11 protein-coding genes are annotated in these 16,712 nt (G+C 57.8%); 2 read left to right on the top strand and 9 right to left on the bottom strand.

The window, feature by feature from the left end:
* Positions 1 to 1,469: 1,469 nt before the first annotated feature.
* The 9 genes from pilO to K315_RS0100390 all read right to left on the bottom strand — a co-directional run bounded on the left by pilO (position 1,470) and on the right by K315_RS0100390 (position 11,739).
* The gene (pilO, locus tag K315_RS0100430; protein ID WP_015450102.1) at positions 1,470 to 2,108 is read right to left on the bottom strand and encodes a type 4a pilus biogenesis protein PilO; all 639 of its coding nucleotides are present in this window, start codon (positions 2,106 to 2,108) and stop codon (positions 1,470 to 1,472) included.
* 21 nt (positions 2,109 to 2,129) lie between these two features.
* The gene (locus tag K315_RS0100425; protein WP_029575708.1) at positions 2,130 to 3,077 is read right to left on the bottom strand and encodes a hypothetical protein; all 948 of its coding nucleotides are present in this window, start codon (positions 3,075 to 3,077) and stop codon (positions 2,130 to 2,132) included.
* Complete coding sequence (pilM, locus tag K315_RS0100420; RefSeq protein WP_029575707.1) at positions 3,074 to 4,117, bottom strand: type IV pilus assembly protein PilM; 1,044 nt, start codon at positions 4,115 to 4,117, stop codon at positions 3,074 to 3,076. The genes K315_RS0100425 and pilM overlap by 4 nt, the downstream gene beginning before the upstream one ends.
* A 33-nt stretch (positions 4,118 to 4,150) precedes the next feature.
* The gene (locus K315_RS0100415; protein WP_029575706.1) at positions 4,151 to 5,041 is read right to left on the bottom strand and encodes a prepilin peptidase; all 891 of its coding nucleotides are present in this window, start codon (positions 5,039 to 5,041) and stop codon (positions 4,151 to 4,153) included.
* Positions 5,042 to 5,047: 6 nt separating this feature from the next.
* Positions 5,048 to 7,591 (bottom strand): hypothetical protein, encoded by a 2,544-nt coding sequence (locus K315_RS10310; protein ID WP_152571480.1) that lies wholly within the window; start codon positions 7,589 to 7,591, stop codon positions 5,048 to 5,050.
* Between the two features lie 94 nt (positions 7,592 to 7,685).
* Positions 7,686 to 8,936, bottom strand: coding sequence for a type II secretion system F family protein (locus tag K315_RS0100405; RefSeq protein ID WP_029575705.1), 1,251 nt, complete (start codon positions 8,934 to 8,936; stop codon positions 7,686 to 7,688).
* A 604-nt stretch (positions 8,937 to 9,540) separates the two neighbouring features.
* Positions 9,541 to 10,320 (bottom strand): PilW family protein, encoded by a 780-nt coding sequence (locus tag K315_RS0100400; RefSeq protein WP_161786033.1) that lies wholly within the window; start codon positions 10,318 to 10,320, stop codon positions 9,541 to 9,543.
* 25 nt (positions 10,321 to 10,345) lie between these two features.
* Positions 10,346 to 11,116, bottom strand: coding sequence for a prepilin-type N-terminal cleavage/methylation domain-containing protein (locus K315_RS0100395; protein WP_029575703.1), 771 nt, complete (start codon positions 11,114 to 11,116; stop codon positions 10,346 to 10,348).
* 146 nt (positions 11,117 to 11,262) lie between these two features.
* Positions 11,263 to 11,739, bottom strand: a complete 477-nt coding sequence (locus K315_RS0100390) for a prepilin-type N-terminal cleavage/methylation domain-containing protein (RefSeq protein WP_029575702.1) — start codon at positions 11,737 to 11,739, stop codon at positions 11,263 to 11,265.
* 414 nt (positions 11,740 to 12,153) lie between these two features.
* Here K315_RS0100390 and K315_RS0100385 point away from each other — a divergent pair, with 414 nt between their 5' ends.
* Together K315_RS0100385 and K315_RS10815 are read left to right on the top strand one after the other, a co-directional pair.
* Positions 12,154 to 13,908 carry a GspE/PulE family protein gene (locus K315_RS0100385; protein WP_029575701.1) on the top strand — a complete coding sequence of 585 codons (1,755 nt, stop codon included), beginning with the start codon at positions 12,154 to 12,156 and terminating at the stop codon, positions 13,906 to 13,908.
* Between the two features lie 90 nt (positions 13,909 to 13,998).
* A complete protein-coding gene (locus K315_RS10815) occupies positions 13,999 to 16,581 on the top strand; it encodes a type IV pilus twitching motility protein PilT (RefSeq protein WP_280501918.1) in 2,583 nt (860 codons plus the stop codon).
* Positions 16,582 to 16,712: the final 131 nt, after the last annotated feature.

The following is a 16,712-nucleotide window of genomic DNA, read 5'->3' as shown; positions in this document are numbered from 1 at the left end:
GCGCATGCCCCGACATACGCAGCTCACCTGAGAGGAAACAAACCACACAATCCGGAGGCCGTAATGTCGGGTTGCGCATGTCTTGACATACGGCACACGACAGACACCAGACGTTCCAATCCACCCGGAGACCGTAATGCCGGTTTATATATGTCCGGGCATGCGCAAACCACGGAATACTGCCGGGCGCGGCCGCGTTCCGGCGAGATTTGATTAACAGCGTTTGTCACGGCATACGAGATTTGTGAGGAGACCGGAACAATGGCTCAGGCCCCACACGCCTACCCTCACCAGCACGCTGACGACCATGAGGTCTGACAAGGCCGCCAGTGTGTGAGGATCCACTCACGCACTCACCCCTCACCGGCACACCGACGACCGGAATCATCGACGGAACCGTCATCGTGTGAGAATTCGCTCACACAGTGACGGTCTGGAGGGTGGGTTTTGCCGGTTCGGCGCGACTCTGCCGTGGTTGTGTGAGGATTGGCTCACACAGTGCCGGTTGGGTTGATGGGATTGGCTGATTTGGAAGTGCTCGGTGGTCATTGTGTGAGGATTGGCTCGCACGGTGGCGGTTCGGGTGGTTGGGATTGCGGTGGCGGCATCACCTATGGGTGACTGTGTGAGGATTGACTCACACACCGACCTCTAACCGACTAGCAAACGACCATCACAGCTTACGACACCGCCACCATGTGAGGATTGGCTCACACACTCGCCCCGCGCCAACATGGAAACGCCTAATCGAGTCGTCAGAACCGGCACTGTGTGAGGATTGACCCGCACACTGGCAACCGGAACAGCAAGAAACAACCATCAGGACGGATAGGACCGCCAGCGTGTGAGAATCCGCTCACACACTCACCCCTCACCGGCACACCGACGACCAGAATCATCGACGGGACCGCCGCCGTGTGAGGACTGGCTCACAAACCAGCCGCCGGGACAACCAGAAACAGCCACTAGCCCCGATAGGACCGCCACCGTGTGAGAACTGGCTCACACACTCGTCCCGCGCCAACATGGAAACGCCTAATCGAGTCGTCAGAACCGGCACTGTGTGAGGATTGGCTCGCACACTGGCAACCGGAACAGCAGGAAACGACCATCAGGACGGATAGGACCGCCACCGTGTGAGGATCCGCTCACAAGTGCGGCATCGCGTGCAGTCAGCGCGTTGCCGCAAGCCATTGGGGACAGGATTTCAGTCACCACCAGAAATACAGCGAGGCGGGCGGGAACCCACTCAATAGGTTCCCGCCCGCCTCGTTCACAGAGCAATCAAACCGGACGGCCCGACCTGCAAAACTAGTCAAACCGGGCGGTGTAACCAGCCAAGTCGGTCAAGTCGGCCAAACCAGTCAAGTCGGCCAAACCAGCCCAGAGCCAACAGCTACACCATCTGGCAGCCGCTCTCGGCTCAGACGCCCTGCAGCACCACTTCCGCAGCACTACTCCGGCAGCGCTTACTTGGACACGCCAGACGTCGCGTTCTCGATCGCGTCGGAGGACGCGTTGGTCTGGGTGGACCCGGAGTTGAGAATCGCGAGGATGTTGCTGTTGATGGTCACGGTGCTTTGCGAGTCATCATCGGCGACCGAGTAACTCACGCTGGTCGGCACTGCGATGCGGTCGATGCGCTGCACCTGGTCGACAAAGTTGCGCAGCGCGTCATACCCGCCTTGTGCACTGATGGTCACCGGCACGGCAACAACCTTCTTCGCACTGATTTGCGAGGACGCGTCACTCGGCAAAGTGGCAGCGGCAGCGGTTCCGAAGCTCACGCTCTGGATAGTGGTTCCGGAGTTGGTCGCCGCACCGTCGAGCGAGGCGATGAACGCCGACTGGTCGTAGCTGGTCGGAATGCCGCGCTGGAGCTCAGCGAGACGGTTCTTGTACAGCGTGGTGTTGGCGCTTGCCGTGTTCAGCAGGTCAATGTCCTTTTGCAGTTTGTCGTTCTGCTTCTGGATTTGCGCGGTTTCCGCATTCGCGGCGCTGACCTTCTGCGTTGCCGGCATGATTACAGACGACCAGGTGACACCGAGCATGATCACGATGAGGACGATCAGGCCGATCCATATCGCCTTGTGCTTGTTGAAATTCATCGTTATCTCCTTGGTGTTGCGTTAGTTGCTCGAGCTGCTGGACGAGCTAGAGCTGCTGCTTGACGATCCGCTGCCGTCGGCCGCTGCACTCAGCTGGTTACGCAGCGTGGTGACCATGCCGCGCAGAGTCTTGGAGGTACCGCCGGAGTTGTCGCTGCGTTCGGTGGTGTTGCCGTCGAGCTTCAGCGCGATGGTTCCGGTGTAGGTGTAGCCGCTGTCCTGTCCGCCGGTCACGGAGCTCAGGTCTCCGGTGACGAAACCGTTGACGCCCGCGAAGTTGTTGATGAACTGTTGTGCGGAAATGAAGTTCGGCGAGGAAACGGTGAAGCTGACCTGGATTACGCCGTTACCGCCCCACACGCTCGCATCAGAAGACGTGCTTGAAGATCCCGAGGTTCCGCCACCCGGCTGGTATTCGGTCAGTTGGAGGCTCGTATACTTGGCGCCTTCAGGCAGAGACGAGTTGAGCTGGTCGGTGACTGCGAGCCAGTTGACTTCGCCGTACAGCGCAGCAACGCGCGCCACGTTGATGTCGTAGGAGGTGACGAGCACGTCCTGGATTTCCTTGAATTCCGCCTTGCGAGCGGTCAGGGTGGTCTGCTGGAGCCGCGCGTCGTCTGTTTCGCCACGTGCCGCGACAACGAACTGGTTGGCAACGAGTCCCGCGATGAAGCACAGCACCAGCACGCCGACGGTCACGAAGCCCATGATCTTAGCGATCTGGCGGTCCTTGTTGATGGCCGCAACCGACTTCGGCAGGAGGTCGACGCTCAGACTCCACTGGTCGGGCGGGGTGAGCCTGCCGGTCTTCTTGGACTTGCCGAGGCTGGACAGGTCGGCGTTGAGGATGCTCCCCTTGGCCTTCTTGCCATCCTTCTTGCCATCCTTCTGGTCATTGTTCTTGTCTTGGCGGCTCGGCGCGGACTTTTCGCCTTTGCCGCTGTGGCTACCTTTGCTGAATGCGCTCATCGTGGCCTCTTTCCTAGCGCAAGCCCGAGGACCGCCGCATATTCGGGTCCGTGGACGTTGATGTTCTGCCGCTTGGCGTCCTCTCCGACGATGAAGTGGGTGAAGGGGTCGCCGATGGTGACGGTCTTGTTGGTGGAGCTGGCGAGCACTGGCGGGAAGCCGGCGAGCATAGAGCCCGCTCCGACCAGGACGATATCGTCGGCCACCATTGCCGGGTGGTCGGTGTTGTACACGTTCAGGGTGTTACGAATACCGACAATCAGCTGCGCTGTGGTGTCGCGGATGATTTCCTCGGCTTTTTCGAGCCGTTCGTCGCCGACGACGTTCTGCAGACCGATGCGGTTCTTGATTTCGAGTGCGCCTTCGAACGGGATGTCGAGTGCCTTGGCAACAGCCTGGGTGATATCGTCTGCACCGGACGGCACGGCTCGCAGTGCGACCGGGTGCCCTTGCGAGAGGACGATGACATCGGTGCTGTTGGAGCCGACGTTGACGACAGCGATGGCCTTGTCGCGGGATTGGTCGCGGAAGACGCGTGCCAGCGAGAACGCGCTGACGTCCACGGAACGCACAGCGAACCCGGCGTTCTGGATTGCCGTGGTGGTTTTCTCGACGCCGGTGCGCAAGGTCGCCACGACCATGCCGTGGAGCACGGCGCCTTGGGCCTGCTCTTCACGGGTGAGGGGTACGAAATCGATGATGGAATCGTCTACCGGCAGCGCGATGTAGTTCTTGACCTGGAACGGCAGGGTGTCGTGCAGTTCGGCGAGCGGCATCTCCGGGAAGGTCATTTCCCTGTAGACCACGCGACGGCTTGTGTAGACGAGCGCGAGATCCTTGGGGAATTTCGCGTTCTTGATAAGCCCCCTGAGCAGGCCGGTCACGGTCTGCGGGTCGACGACTTCACCGTCGACGACCGCGCCGGTCGGCAGGCCGATCGTGCGGTATTGCAGTATCTGCGGCCGTTCCGTGTAGGGATTGGCGATGACGGCCGCGCGAATCGCGTCGTTCGACAGCGACAGTGTCGTGATTGGCTTCATGGCTTCCTCCTTTTCCTTTCTCTTTCCTGTGGACTAGTTAAGCCCGCAAATCGTTAGGTACCAGTTGGCGATTGGCGCGCCGACGTAGATGCCGATCCACGCTCCGATGAGCATGTACGGGCCGAACGGGACTCCGCCTTTCATGTTGATGCGTTTACGCGCCACTTGAATGAGCGCGAAGGCTCCCCCGACGATGAACGCTGCGAACGCCCCGACGATGAGCTGCCTCAAGCCGAGCCACCCGAGGATGAGCCCGACAATGACGGCGAGTTTCGCGTCGCCCAGCCCCATGCCGTTTGGCCAGATAAAACCGAGCAACACGTAGAAGGCTGCAAGGGCGACCGCGCAGATGACGGCACGCAACAGCGGCGTCCATGAGCCGGTCCCCCATGAGGCGAGGGCGAGCAGGGCGAGTATGAGCAGCATGGACGGGTACGTCATGATATCGAGGATGAGTTGCACGTCGATATCAATGAACGCGATGACGATGCTCAGCCATGCGAAGTAGATGGTGACAGGGAGCAGCCACACCGGGTACAGGTGGAGGGCCGGGCCGAGTACGGCGAGCATGGTCATGAATCCGCCGAGCAGTTCGACCAGTGGGTACCGCCCGGAGATTGGCTCGTGGCAGTCTCGGCATTTGCCGTGCAGCACCAGGTACGAGATGACGGGGATGTTGTCGTGCCAACGAATCGGGGACTTGCAGTTGGGGCAGAAGCTCCGCTTCGGGTTGACCAGACTGATGCCGTTAGGCACGCGCCAGATAACCACGTTAAGGAACGAACCGATAAAGCACCCGATCACGAACGCGACGACGGCCAGCACCACGGTGGTGACACCGTCGCCGTACGCGCTCGTGTCCAGATGCGGCACACCATAGCCGACCAGAACATCACCGGCGGCAAGGATGGAGGAAGTCAACACCGCTAATCACCACTTCCAGTTCGCAGCGTCCACATACTTGCTGGATGCGTAGCTGATGGAGGCATCGGTCTTAACGTCATATTGGATGCTGACCCCGGCACCAGCAGAAGCAGAATGCGATTTGTCGGTGGCGTTCCATTGCTGCGGATAGTATGACGCTCCAACTGCATCTGTCATTCTCCCTTGGCATTTCTGCAGTTGAACGCGTTCATCCCTTTGCCAATTTGGCAATCCAGTAGTTTCCGTAAGGCATAAGGCATCAGGGCTCAACCATGGTTTAGTTTTATCCGATACCGATGATGCCAACACAAAAGTGAAGTTAAATCTTGCCTTGTTTGGATCTTGATTTTCATCAGCAACTTTCTCATATCGATAGAACGTCGCCTTAGAATCTGACGTATTGCATTGGCCCTCCTTGGATTTCAAGTAAGCGCCAGCACTTGTACTATCAACAACTAGACATCCTGGGCTGGTACTACCAGTATCCCCGGCAATTTCAAACGTAAGATTTGTGGTGCTCGGTTCAACCGATTCGACAATTCCAGTAGCTTCATTAACTTTTACGTCTCCACCTTTAACGTAAGTAATGTAATCGTTCTGCCAATGCCCTCCGCCAATTCCGCTCCAAGTGCTATCACCGGAAACCGAAGGACATTGCGGTGCGACTGATGGATTAATGTTACTGTTACCGAAAATGTTAACAGCTCCCGCATTGCAGAATGGCCTCAATGGTGCCGCATTGACACTGCAAAGGAACGTAAGAGTGTCAGCCCCAGAAGCACTAGCACCAAGCGCGTTCATGCAATAACCTGTATCGCTGACAATTTGATGTGTTTCCCATCCCGCTTCACCAGCACTCCCAAGTGAAGAGAAGTACTCGTTTGTGGTGTCCAAACCAGAGGCATTCAAGCTAGTACTCCACCTACTCACTTGGAGATAACATTCTTTCGATCCATCGAATTGTGCATCGCTGGCATTATTGCCACCAGGATTCGTATCACAAGATCGATGAAAATTATTATCACCGCTAAGATTTGCAAACTTCGCATTCGACGCAATGATCTGTTCATACAGGGTATTTCCCCAACTCAGTGGTCCTTCTGCAACTCTTGTATATTGTCCGCTGTTATCTTTGTTCAGGTACGCGGCATTAATAAAAGCATAATAGAAGCTCCATTTCTGCGATTTCATCAATTGGCTGTTTGCATCATTACGCTCAGCCTGAAGCGAGTATCCATGATTCGAGCCCGGTACCGTCTGAGTACCGGTAGATTTTGGCGAATACGATGTTCCGCACTCAGTCAATCGCGCAGGAGCGGCATTCGCTGACGCATTGTATACGGAGAGGCCAGTAACGCACCAATTCGTGGGTACTAATGCTGTACCGTCATCACTCCAATGAGCGAGTCTAATACTATCGTCATCATAATAAATCCAATTATTCGTATATTTGTACTCGCCATGCGCTTGGCAATACGATGAATACTTGAACGTATATGATCCATTTGTATCTGTACTAGTCGCACGCCTAAACAAACGTATTACAGCATTTTTAATCTTTGAGTTAAAGATATCATCGGAATATTTACCTGTGTTGACATCAATGAAATCTGACTCTTTCAATGGAGTGCCATTCGTGCCATTTGAAGCTACCATACACAGAGAGCTGCGGGGATCAGGTATTGTTTTTGACATATCCAAATACATACTGTCATCGGCGGTCACAGTATCGATATCCTTGTTCGCTGTCAATGTCATGCCGGTGACATGTACCCATAACCCGTTATATGATTGCTTTGATTCGATGAAACTAACAGAAGCAGCTCCGTTATGCCCAGAGCCGTGTATAATTGTCTGCTCTTTCGCCTGACCAAACTTATAAATCGCCGCCGCAGTACGCACCGGATCAGCTTCAGTTCCGGCGGTTCGACCGTCAGGGTAACGGTTCACATACCCGTAGGAGACAACCACGGCATACTTCACGGTAGACAGTTTGGTCGCATCAGAAACAAGCTTCCCAGTTGTATTAGGATCGCCGTCGTAGTACCCAATCTGAATACGATACGAGAGCTTCTGGTCATGCGTCGAGCTGGATGTCGAAACAGCCGTAGTACCGGAGGTCGTATCGTTGACCGGAACATAATTCAGGGTCACAACCTTCGCGGTTCCGGTGGCGGAACTTGATGCGGTAGCAGTCTCAACAGCATACGTCTCGTCAAGCGACGTCTTGCTCGGGTCAGCCGTCGTGGCAGGCATCAGCTTGTCATAATTGCCCGTTTCATAATAGCTTTCCGCCGCGCGCAGGAAGCTCAGGCCTGCCTGCAATCCGGCCTCAGCCGCCACCTTGCCCTGGGCGTTGCGCGCGTTGTTACGGTATGGCAACGCCTGGGACAGCAGAATGCCCAGCAGCAGTGTCGAGGTGAGCAACACCACGAGGATGAACATGAGCGCCATCACCATAGTGACGCCCGACTCCTTGTTCTTGCAGTGTGCACGCAGCCGCGTACCCACCGCGCGATCAAGACGACGCCACAACACTGACTCTTTCATGACAACCTCTTCGCTGTTTGTATTCCGTGTTCCTGTACTTGGAATCGGTTCCTATTCCTGGATCCCTACCTGAGAAGCGCTTTCGCGACCGTGATCACATGTTGTCGATCGCGTTGAACATGTCGAACATCGGCATGTACAGTGCGATGACCATAAAGCCTACGATGACGCCGAGGATAAGGATCATAATCGGCTCGAGCAGTGAAGTCAGCTGCTTGGCGATCGACTGCGCCTCCTCGTCGTACGCGCGACCGGCATTGTCAAGCATCTGGTCCACCGCACCCGAATCCTCACCGATCGCGACCATCTGTACCAGCATGTTCGGGAACACCGGTTCCATCGCCATCGAATCCGCCAGACGGCGGCCCTTCTGGATCTCAGTGCTCACCGTACGCGTCGCATTCTCAATCGTGTAATTGCCCGACGTCGAACCCACGATGTCCAACGCGTCAGTAATCGGCACACCGGCGTGCAGCATCGATGAGAAGTTGCGGCAGAACCGTGCCAACGCCACATTCGTGTTCAACTTGCCGAACACCGGGGCCTTCAACTTGAACGGCTCCCACCACCGGCGAATGAACACTTCCTTGCGATTACGGCGCCACCACACCGCGAACACGAAAATCGCGATCACCAGAATCGGAATGGCGATAGGCGCGGCCTGGCCCATGACCACCAGAACCTTAGTGATGGCGGGGAGTTCCGCACCCATGGAATCGTACATGTTCTTGAAGGTCGGCACGATGGTCAACAGCATGACGCCGACAAGCAGCAAGGCGATGCACAACACGACAATCGGGTAGGCCATCGCGGACTTGATCTGCTGCTGCAACCGCACATCCGCCTCGAAGCTCGAGGCGATGGTGTTCAACGCGCCATCCAGGAAGCCGCCAGTCTCGCCCGCTCGCACCATGTAAATCATGATTGCCGGGAAGATGTCACTCTGCTCCTGCATGGCGTCGGAGAAGGACTTACCACCTTCGATATCCGTCAGGCACTGACGGAGCGCATCACGCAGCTTCTGGTTCGGCGTCTGGTCCACCACGATGTTCAGTGCGCGCGTCAGCGAGACGCCTGCGGTCACCATGGTCGCCAGCTGGCGGGACATGACCGCGAAGTCTTTCTTGGACGGGTATTTTGCGAAACCGAGGTTGAGCTCCTTGTTCAACCCGCCCGCCTCAGAGGTGTTCACCACTTCGGTGGGGATGATGCCGAGCTTTGTGATGCGCGCAATCGCCTGGTCTTGCGTTGCCGCCTCGACCGTGCCCTGCTGCCTGCGCGTGCCATCCGTCGTTACGCCCTTGTACCGCCAGACCGCGGCCTTATTTGCTTGACCCTGTGGCATGTTCACCCCGTTAGTTGTGATTCTCCGTATTCGCGCCCTTTCGAGCGCCTCCCCTGTGTTCTCTCTTCTCTACCCGCCGGATTATTCCGGTACGTGCATGAATCGCATCACAAGCACCACAAAGGAGCAAAGTGCCTGCAATGCGTTTATCTGCGGCTTCTTACGAGGCCGCAGACCGGCAATTCACCCTCTCATGCAAAGGATGCATCACCGGAAAAGTCACGGCGCCGACATATCAGATCACCCTGAACACTCTTCATGATGTTCTCCTTCTTTCGAAGTTCCGGATATGCCGGATTTTCCAAGCGCCTCCGTGGTGCCAGGATGTGGCGGTTGTGTGCAACCGCGCACAGTCAGCAGTGAAGAATCTGCCGGCTTCACCGCAAGTTTACCATATGTTGCATGCGTTTGCATCTAAGGCGATGTCATACTTCGGTATATGAACGTCGCCAACTTCTTGGCTATTTTCGCCGTTATGGGATGTCAAACGATTGACGTCGTAAATCAATCACGCAACGCACAAGTGCCATTGTTTCATCATGTTTTGCAAACGCTGTCAGCAACTCCATGTATCAGTCGGCCAATCCTCAATGATGGGAATCCGTCACTGGCATGCCGCATAGGTGATTGCCGCCGAACCTGTGGCACTAGACGCCGCGGAATTCCTTGAGCTGAATGTCACCTGAGTGTTCGACGTAACCAGTTTGCTGCCCGTATACTGGCCGACAACCGGCGAGAACTGCAAGGTATCAGTCGATTTCACCGTCAACAGGTCAGCCTTGCTCAATCCTGTGGCCGTCGGAGCGTTGGTAATCGAGTTCAGCAGCGCATGCTTCGCGGAATACGTGCCGTGGGCACCAGTGTTGTCTACATCTGCAGTCTGGTAATACAAGACTCCGGTATCTTGCAAAGAACCGCTCGTCCAAGTCGCCGGCTTGTAATACAGCATGATGCACTGGCCGACACTCGCACTGGCCGCACCGGAATCATTGCCGGACGACGGCGCCGAATAAATCAACACCGTGTTCTTGTCGGTGGAACCGCTGCTACCACCCGTCGTGGCATATCCGATCGAGTTGGAATACGTGACGAAACGCTCAAGCCGCTGGGTTGCCATCATTACCGTAGACGCCGATTGGGCACGCACCGCAGTCGAATTTGTAGACCGAAGGTACTGCATAACACTGGCGGTGAACACCGACGAGAACAAGAGGAATATACCGAGCGCCACCATGAGTTCCGTCAGGGAAACGCCCTTTTGCTTATCGGTGTTCCTCAGCTTGCGCCAACGAGATGCAAGCTTTCCTGCTAATCCTTCATGCTTCGCATCACAAGATCCGCTGCGCATGCTTACTGTTGCCGCCGGTTTTCCAACATTGCTCATACCACTATCCATACTGCTCACCGCCTCACTTGCTCTTCAAGGTGTCGTCATTGCTGCCATCGAAAATCGTGGCAGTGCTGTACCAGCAAGTCTTGCCCTGATGCTGGCTGTCCGGCCAAGTGACAAGCACAACCACGCGGACCATCGGCGAATAGGTCGGACTAGAAGCGGTACCAGTGTTGAACGGGCCGGTGGGGAACTTCGTGGCGTCGGTGATGGATGCTGCATCAACGGCTTTGTTGCCTTCGCCGACATATTTGTACGCACCGACAGCGCCGGATGAAGTCACCAGACCTTGCTTCGACGCGGACAGGCAGGAAGCCTCGGTAGACAGGCGATAACATTTGCCGACAACCGTGTATACGGTATACGTGGTGCCTTTGCCCTGCTGGTCGTTGGTCTCGACCTTGGCCTGGATCGCCGTGGCGCTTGGAGAATCATTCCACCCCAGATCGATGGTGTCGGAAGCGTTCTCAATCACATTGAGATCGGTAGCCTCCTTGAGTGCCTCCTGCGCCCCCGACTTGGACATGCCCGACGTGAGTGTGGAGAAAATCGTGTTGCCGTCCTTGCCCTTCACGCTTTCCTGCACCTGCTCCATACCCGATTCGGCAAGTCCGACCGCGATGGCACGCTGCTGGTGTGCGTAAGAAGAATGCACGGCGGTGATGGCGAACTGGGCAGCCGCCAGTCCAACGAGCGTCAACATGCCAATCGCCACAATGACCTCGACCATGGTGAAGCCGCGCTGCATACGTTTGAGCAGCGCCCGCCTCCTACCGTATGTATGGCCCACGGTTGCTCTCCTCTCTTATGCCGGGCGTCAACCCGTGCCGGGAACTTGTTTTCTCTCTCGTTTTCCGTATTACCCTGCTGCCAGTCAATGACCGCCAGATAACAGGCGAGCCCCGCAAGGCCTCAACCCTGCGGGGCGGATTGGCGTCACGGCTTATACGGACGCCATTCCAAAGCGCCTGTGGTGCTGTCGTACTTGTATTCGAAATCACCCAAATCGCTGTTCCCCCCTTCGACGGTGTAGGAGTCACCGCCGTTGGCGGGTTTGTAGCTGATGGTCACCTTGATGGTGTTGTCTTTGGACACTGTAACGGGGGTGCCGCTGATGGTGCCGCCGGACTGCGTAAACGTGCATACGCACACCTTGTCGCTGCATGTCGCCGAAGAATCATTGCTCTTCATCGTAAGCTTTTCGCCGTCTTTGAGCTTGGTCATGGCAGTGGCGATGGTCACCTGAGCATTGTGCACGTCGTTCTGCACGGATGAACGCCATGCCGACTTACGCTGATTCAGATAAATAGGGACCGCCACACCGGCAAGAATGCCGATGACGATCACGACGACAAGCAGCTCAACCAAACTGAACCCTTGCTCGTCACGAGCCTTACGCATTGCCTTTCTCATGGCTACTACCTCCGCAACACCACAGTCGCTTGCACACCGCAGGTGCCTTACACATCTGCATGCATAATCGCTGACGTGTACGCTCCAGCCATGGAACAGTGCACGTCACACACCTGACGGATATGAGCATTTTATCACTTAACGTGACAACTATCGGCCATTATAGGGGGTGCAGGTTATCAATCATTGCTTAAACGTTTAATGTTTGGTGGTATGCATACGTTCTCATTGCAATAATCATGCCGCATAAGCCTTGAAACATGTAGCATCCACCAATATTGCGACACGGCTACCCCCCCAACACGACCCCCCAACGTTCTCAGTTAACGGTATAGTTGTCTTTATTATGGGCGCGCGTAGCTGATGCCGGCAAGACGCACCAAGAGCATGGACCAAGGACGGAGGATTGACGACATGGGTGAGGACACCAACTCGAGAGGGCTGTTCTTCCGCAAGCGGCCGAAGGAAGATGAGCATCAGGACGAGCCGCAGGCGCCACATTTTGATCCGACCACAACCTATGACACTTCGATGGTGTTCAAACCCAGCGGTCCCAAGCACGCTGCCACCAATGACGGCTTCGACCCCACCACCGCCCCGTCCATGACCGGCGATTTCATGGCGGACGAGAAGGCGGAGCGTGCCTTTGCAATGGAGCTCGCGCAGAGCATGAGCCTGCCCTTCGTTGACCTCAACGAATACCAGGTCGACCGCAGCGTCATCGACAAGGTGCCCGCCGAGATGTGCCGCGCCGAAAAGCTCCTGCCCATCTCCATCATCAACGGCCGTCTCGCCCTCGCCATGGCCAACCCGCGTGACCTGTCCGCCGTCGACGGCGTGTCCGCGACCACCGGCATGACCGTCCTGCCCATGGTCGCCATGCCTTCGCAGATGGAAACCGCGCTCAACCGCTATCTTCGCGCCAACGACGAGCTCAACGAGATCTCCCACGAGATCGCGGCAACCGCCAAGAAGGAAATCAACCTCGAATCGGACGACGAGGAAGACTCCTCCCCCGTCGCGCGCTTCGTCAACCTGCTCATCAACCAGGCCATCGACGACAACGTCTCCGATATCCACATCGAGCCACAGGAAGACGGCCTCGAAGTCAGGTACCGTATCGACGGTGTGCTGCACGTGTTCCAGAGGGCGCCAAAAGCCATGATCCAAGGCGTCATCAGCCGTATCAAGGTCATGGCCGACCTCGACATCGGCGAACGCCGTCGCCCGCAGGACGGCCGTATCACCGTCCGTCACGGCGGCAAAAGCGTCGACCTGCGCGTCGCCACCCTGCCGACCGTCTGGGGCGAGACCGTCGTCATGCGTATTCTTTCGACCCCCGCCGGCAATCTCAAAGTCGAAGACCTCAACTTCTCTGAACGCAACCTCAAGGTCTTCCAGAAGGCATACCAGCGTCCGTACGGCATGGTGCTCGTCACCGGCCCTACCGGATCCGGTAAGTCCACCACCCTGTACGCAACGCTCGGCGACGTGGCCAAACCGGAAATCAACATCATCACCGTTGAAGACCCGGTCGAGTTCCGCATGAAAGGCATCAACCAGGTACAGGTCAACGTCAAGGCCGGCCTGACCTTCGCTGCGGCCCTGCGCTCCATTCTGCGAGCCGACCCTGATGTCGTGCTCATCGGCGAGATCCGAGACCAGGAAACCGCGACCATCGCCATCGAAGCGTCACTGACCGGCCACTTGGTGCTTTCCACCCTGCACACCAACGACGCCCCGAGCGCCGTCACCCGAATGACCGAAATGGGCGTCGAACCGTTCCTCATCAGCTCCTCGCTCGCCGCCGTAATGGCGCAGCGACTCGCCCGACGGCTGTGCAAGCGCTGCGCAAGAAAAGACAAGGCGACTGTGGCCGAACTCAAAATGCTCGGCGTCCCCTACAAGGAAGGCGACGAGCTGCCGGACGTCTGGCGTCCGGTCGGCTGCCAGGAATGCTCCAACACCGGGTACAAAGGCCGTGTGGCCATCCAGCAGGTCATGGGCGTGGACGAGAAGATGGAAGGGCTCATCGCCAAGGGCGCAACCAGCCTCGAAATCGAGAAAGCCGCGACCGAGGCCGGCATGACCAGCCTGCGCGAAGACGGGTGGCAGAAGGCGCTTGCCGGAGTCACCTCAGTCGAAGAGGTGTTGCGAGTCACAGTGTGATCCGGCAACGCGCGATTCGAACTTCGCATGAACCCGTCCGGTGCGCGCGGAATACAGCACACCAGAAGAGAAGAGACACGAGGACACAGCATGACAGACACAAATGAAACGCAGAACGCCGGGCCAGGCGGGTCCGCAGACCAGACTGGCGGCGGGATTGCGGGTGAAACCAGTGATTCTGCCGTTGGAGCGACTGTAGGAACCACCGCAGGAACCAACACCACCCAAACCATGGAAAAGCAGACAACGACCGCAGATTCCGGCGTCACTGCGGCAGACGCGGAATCCGACAGCACGCCGAACATCAACGAGGCAGACGCCGGCGAGACAAGCGATAGCGATGCCGCAACCGGGGACGCTGCAACCAGCGGAAACACGTCGGAAGCGGGCGGTTCATCCGAATCCACCTCGTCGGACGTTACCGATGACAACGCAGAGGAAATCATGGAGGAAGGCGCATCGCGCAGCAACTCCTACCTCAGCGGACTCAAAGGCGTTACCATCCCCAACACCACGCCGTTCTACTCGGAGAAAATCCAGCGCGGACGGCACTTCTCCGACAAGAAGGCCATCCGGGCGGACGATCCCAACCTCGACGACAGCATGAAGAAAATCTTCGCCATGCTCGACGACAATGCTTCAGCCTACTACGAGAAGCAAGATGCACAAAAGCCCAAGCTGTTCCCTGAACCGTCCTATGAGGCCAAACCCGAGGAAACCCTTCCCTCCGACAGCTCTTTGGCAGAACTCGCCCAACATTCCGCACAAATCAACAGCCGGGACGACGTGCAAATTGAGGCGTCACTCGGTCTGAAGCCCGGTGATTTGGAGAACTTCGACGACTTTGACGACTTCGACGATGAGCGCAAGAAAACGTATGCAACGCTCACCGGAACGTTGCAGCCCATCAGTGCTCCCCTTTCGCAAGACGTGCAGAGCGCGGGGAATTTGTCCGGGGCAGAGACCGCAGCCCAAGTGGATGCCGCAGATGCCGCGCAGACCGGTACTGAACAGGCGCAACAGCAAGCTCAACCGGCTGAGCAGGGCGCGTACGCTCAGCAGACCGCCCAGGATCAGCCGGTAACGCAAGCACGGAAAACGGCACAAGCCCAATCATTTGCACAACCTCAGCAGACCGCGCAGTCGGCCAATACAGCAGTATCCCCCACCACCAACGAATCGCACACCATGAACGAGCAACAAACAGCAACACAGAACCCATCCCAGAACCAGACAGCCGAGCAGATGCAAGCCATGCAGGCGCAATATCTCGCCCAACAACAGGCGGCGCAAGCGCAAGCGCAGCAGCAATACGCCGCATATCAGCAAGCCATGCTTCAACAGATGCAAGCGCAACGTATGCGTCAAGCCCAAGCGGCGCAAACGGCACAACAACAATCCTCGCAAAGCGCTCAGGCTGCGCGAACCGCCGTTCTGCAGGCGCAAGGCGGAGTCTCCTACCAGCAGGTCAACCTGCAAGCCCCTACCTTCGTCGTGCCGCCGAGCGATGACAGCGGAAAGGACAACGCGGTTCTCAAGAAGCGCCGTGAAAAGGCGCAGCTGGTCGCGCAAACCATGTTCCGCGAGCATCCTGATGCCGACACCGAATTCATCAACGCGGTGTATCGACTCGTCGAACTCAACGCGTCCGATTTGCATCTGGTGGTCGGCGACAAACCGATGCTCCGCGTGGATGGGCGGCTCACGCCCGTGCCGGAAAGCCAAGTCTGGGATAAGGAGCGGACGTTGGCTGCGGTGCAGGTGATGACGACGGATGAGGAGTTGCAGCGGTTCGAGCAGGAGCTCGAGTTGGATGTGTCGTTCGCGATCGGTGACCTGGTCAGGTTCCGTGTGAACGTGTACCAGGATCGTAACGGCGTGTGCGCGGCGTTGCGTACGATCCCGTTGGAGATCAAGACGGTCAACCAGTTGGGCCTGGACCAGAGGATCGCGGACCTGGCGCTCCTGCCGCGCGGCCTGGTGCTGGTGTGCGGGCCGACGGGTTCGGGCAAGTCGACCACGCTGGCCGCGATCGTGGACAAGGCGAACGCGGAGCGGCACGACCATATCATCACGATCGAGGACCCGATCGAGTTCGTGCACCGGCACAAGAACTGCGTGGTCAGCCAGCGTGAGGTCGGCACGGACACGTTGAGTTTCGCGGAGGCGCTCAAGCACGCGTTGCGTGAGGACCCGGACATCATCATGGTCGGCGAGTTGCGTGACCTGGAGACGATCAGCACCGCGTTGACGGCGGTGGAGACCGGTCACCTGGTGTTCGCGACCCTGCACACGCAGGACGCGGGCTCGACGGTGGACCGTCTGATCGACGTGTACCCGGAGAACCAGCAGCAGCAGATCCGCGTGCAGGTCGCGTCCACGTTGCGGGCGGTGATCGTGCAGACGCTGCTGCCGAAGGCGAGCGGGCACGGGCGTGTCCCGGCGACCGAGGTGATGTACGCGACGCCGGCGATCAGCGCGCTGATCCGCGAGGGCAAGACGCACCAGGTACGCACGCAGTTGCAGTCGGGCGGCGACCTGGGCATGCACACCCTGGACCAGGACCTCGCGCGGCTGGTCAACCGCGGCGACGTGCAGCTCGACGTGGCCGAGCAGCGGTGCCAGGACCGCAAGGAGTTCGAGAAACTCGTCCAATCCCGCGTCGCCTACTGAGCCGCGGCGGTAGGAGCCACGTGTCTCCTACCGAGCCCCGGCGTCTGAGTCCCTAGCGGCGCCCAATCCGGTTTCGGCCCCCGTCCACACCATGCGGGCGGGGGCCGAACCATACCCCCGGCAACCCGGAC

Origin of the sequence: Bifidobacterium thermacidophilum subsp. thermacidophilum DSM 15837, from assembly GCF_000426425.1 — a bacterium.
GTDB classification, from domain to species: Bacteria; Actinomycetota; Actinomycetes; order Actinomycetales; family Bifidobacteriaceae; genus Bifidobacterium; species Bifidobacterium thermacidophilum.
This window is presented reverse-complemented; position numbering and strand designations above follow the sequence as displayed.

What these genes read in the sequence shown, in the direction of transcription:
- K315_RS10815 (WP_280501918.1), top strand. Translation starts at nt 13,999, where the DNA reads ATGACAGACACAAATGAAACGCAGAACGCCGGGCCAGGCGGGTCCGCA.
- K315_RS0100425 (WP_029575708.1), bottom strand. Translation starts at nt 3,077, where the DNA reads ATGAGCGCATTCAGCAAAGGTAGCCACAGCGGCAAAGGCGAAAAGTCC.
- pilM (WP_029575707.1), bottom strand. Translation starts at nt 4,117, where the DNA reads ATGAAGCCAATCACGACACTGTCGCTGTCGAACGACGCGATTCGCGCG.
- K315_RS0100385 (WP_029575701.1), top strand. Translation starts at nt 12,154, where the DNA reads ATGGGTGAGGACACCAACTCGAGAGGGCTGTTCTTCCGCAAGCGGCCG.
- K315_RS0100390 (WP_029575702.1), bottom strand. Translation starts at nt 11,739, where the DNA reads ATGAGAAAGGCAATGCGTAAGGCTCGTGACGAGCAAGGGTTCAGTTTG.
- K315_RS0100400 (WP_161786033.1), bottom strand. Translation starts at nt 10,320, where the DNA reads ATGAGCAATGTTGGAAAACCGGCGGCAACAGTAAGCATGCGCAGCGGA.
- K315_RS0100405 (WP_029575705.1), bottom strand. Translation starts at nt 8,936, where the DNA reads ATGCCACAGGGTCAAGCAAATAAGGCCGCGGTCTGGCGGTACAAGGGC.
- K315_RS10310 (WP_152571480.1), bottom strand. Translation starts at nt 7,591, where the DNA reads ATGAAAGAGTCAGTGTTGTGGCGTCGTCTTGATCGCGCGGTGGGTACG.
- pilO (WP_015450102.1), bottom strand. Translation starts at nt 2,108, where the DNA reads ATGAATTTCAACAAGCACAAGGCGATATGGATCGGCCTGATCGTCCTC.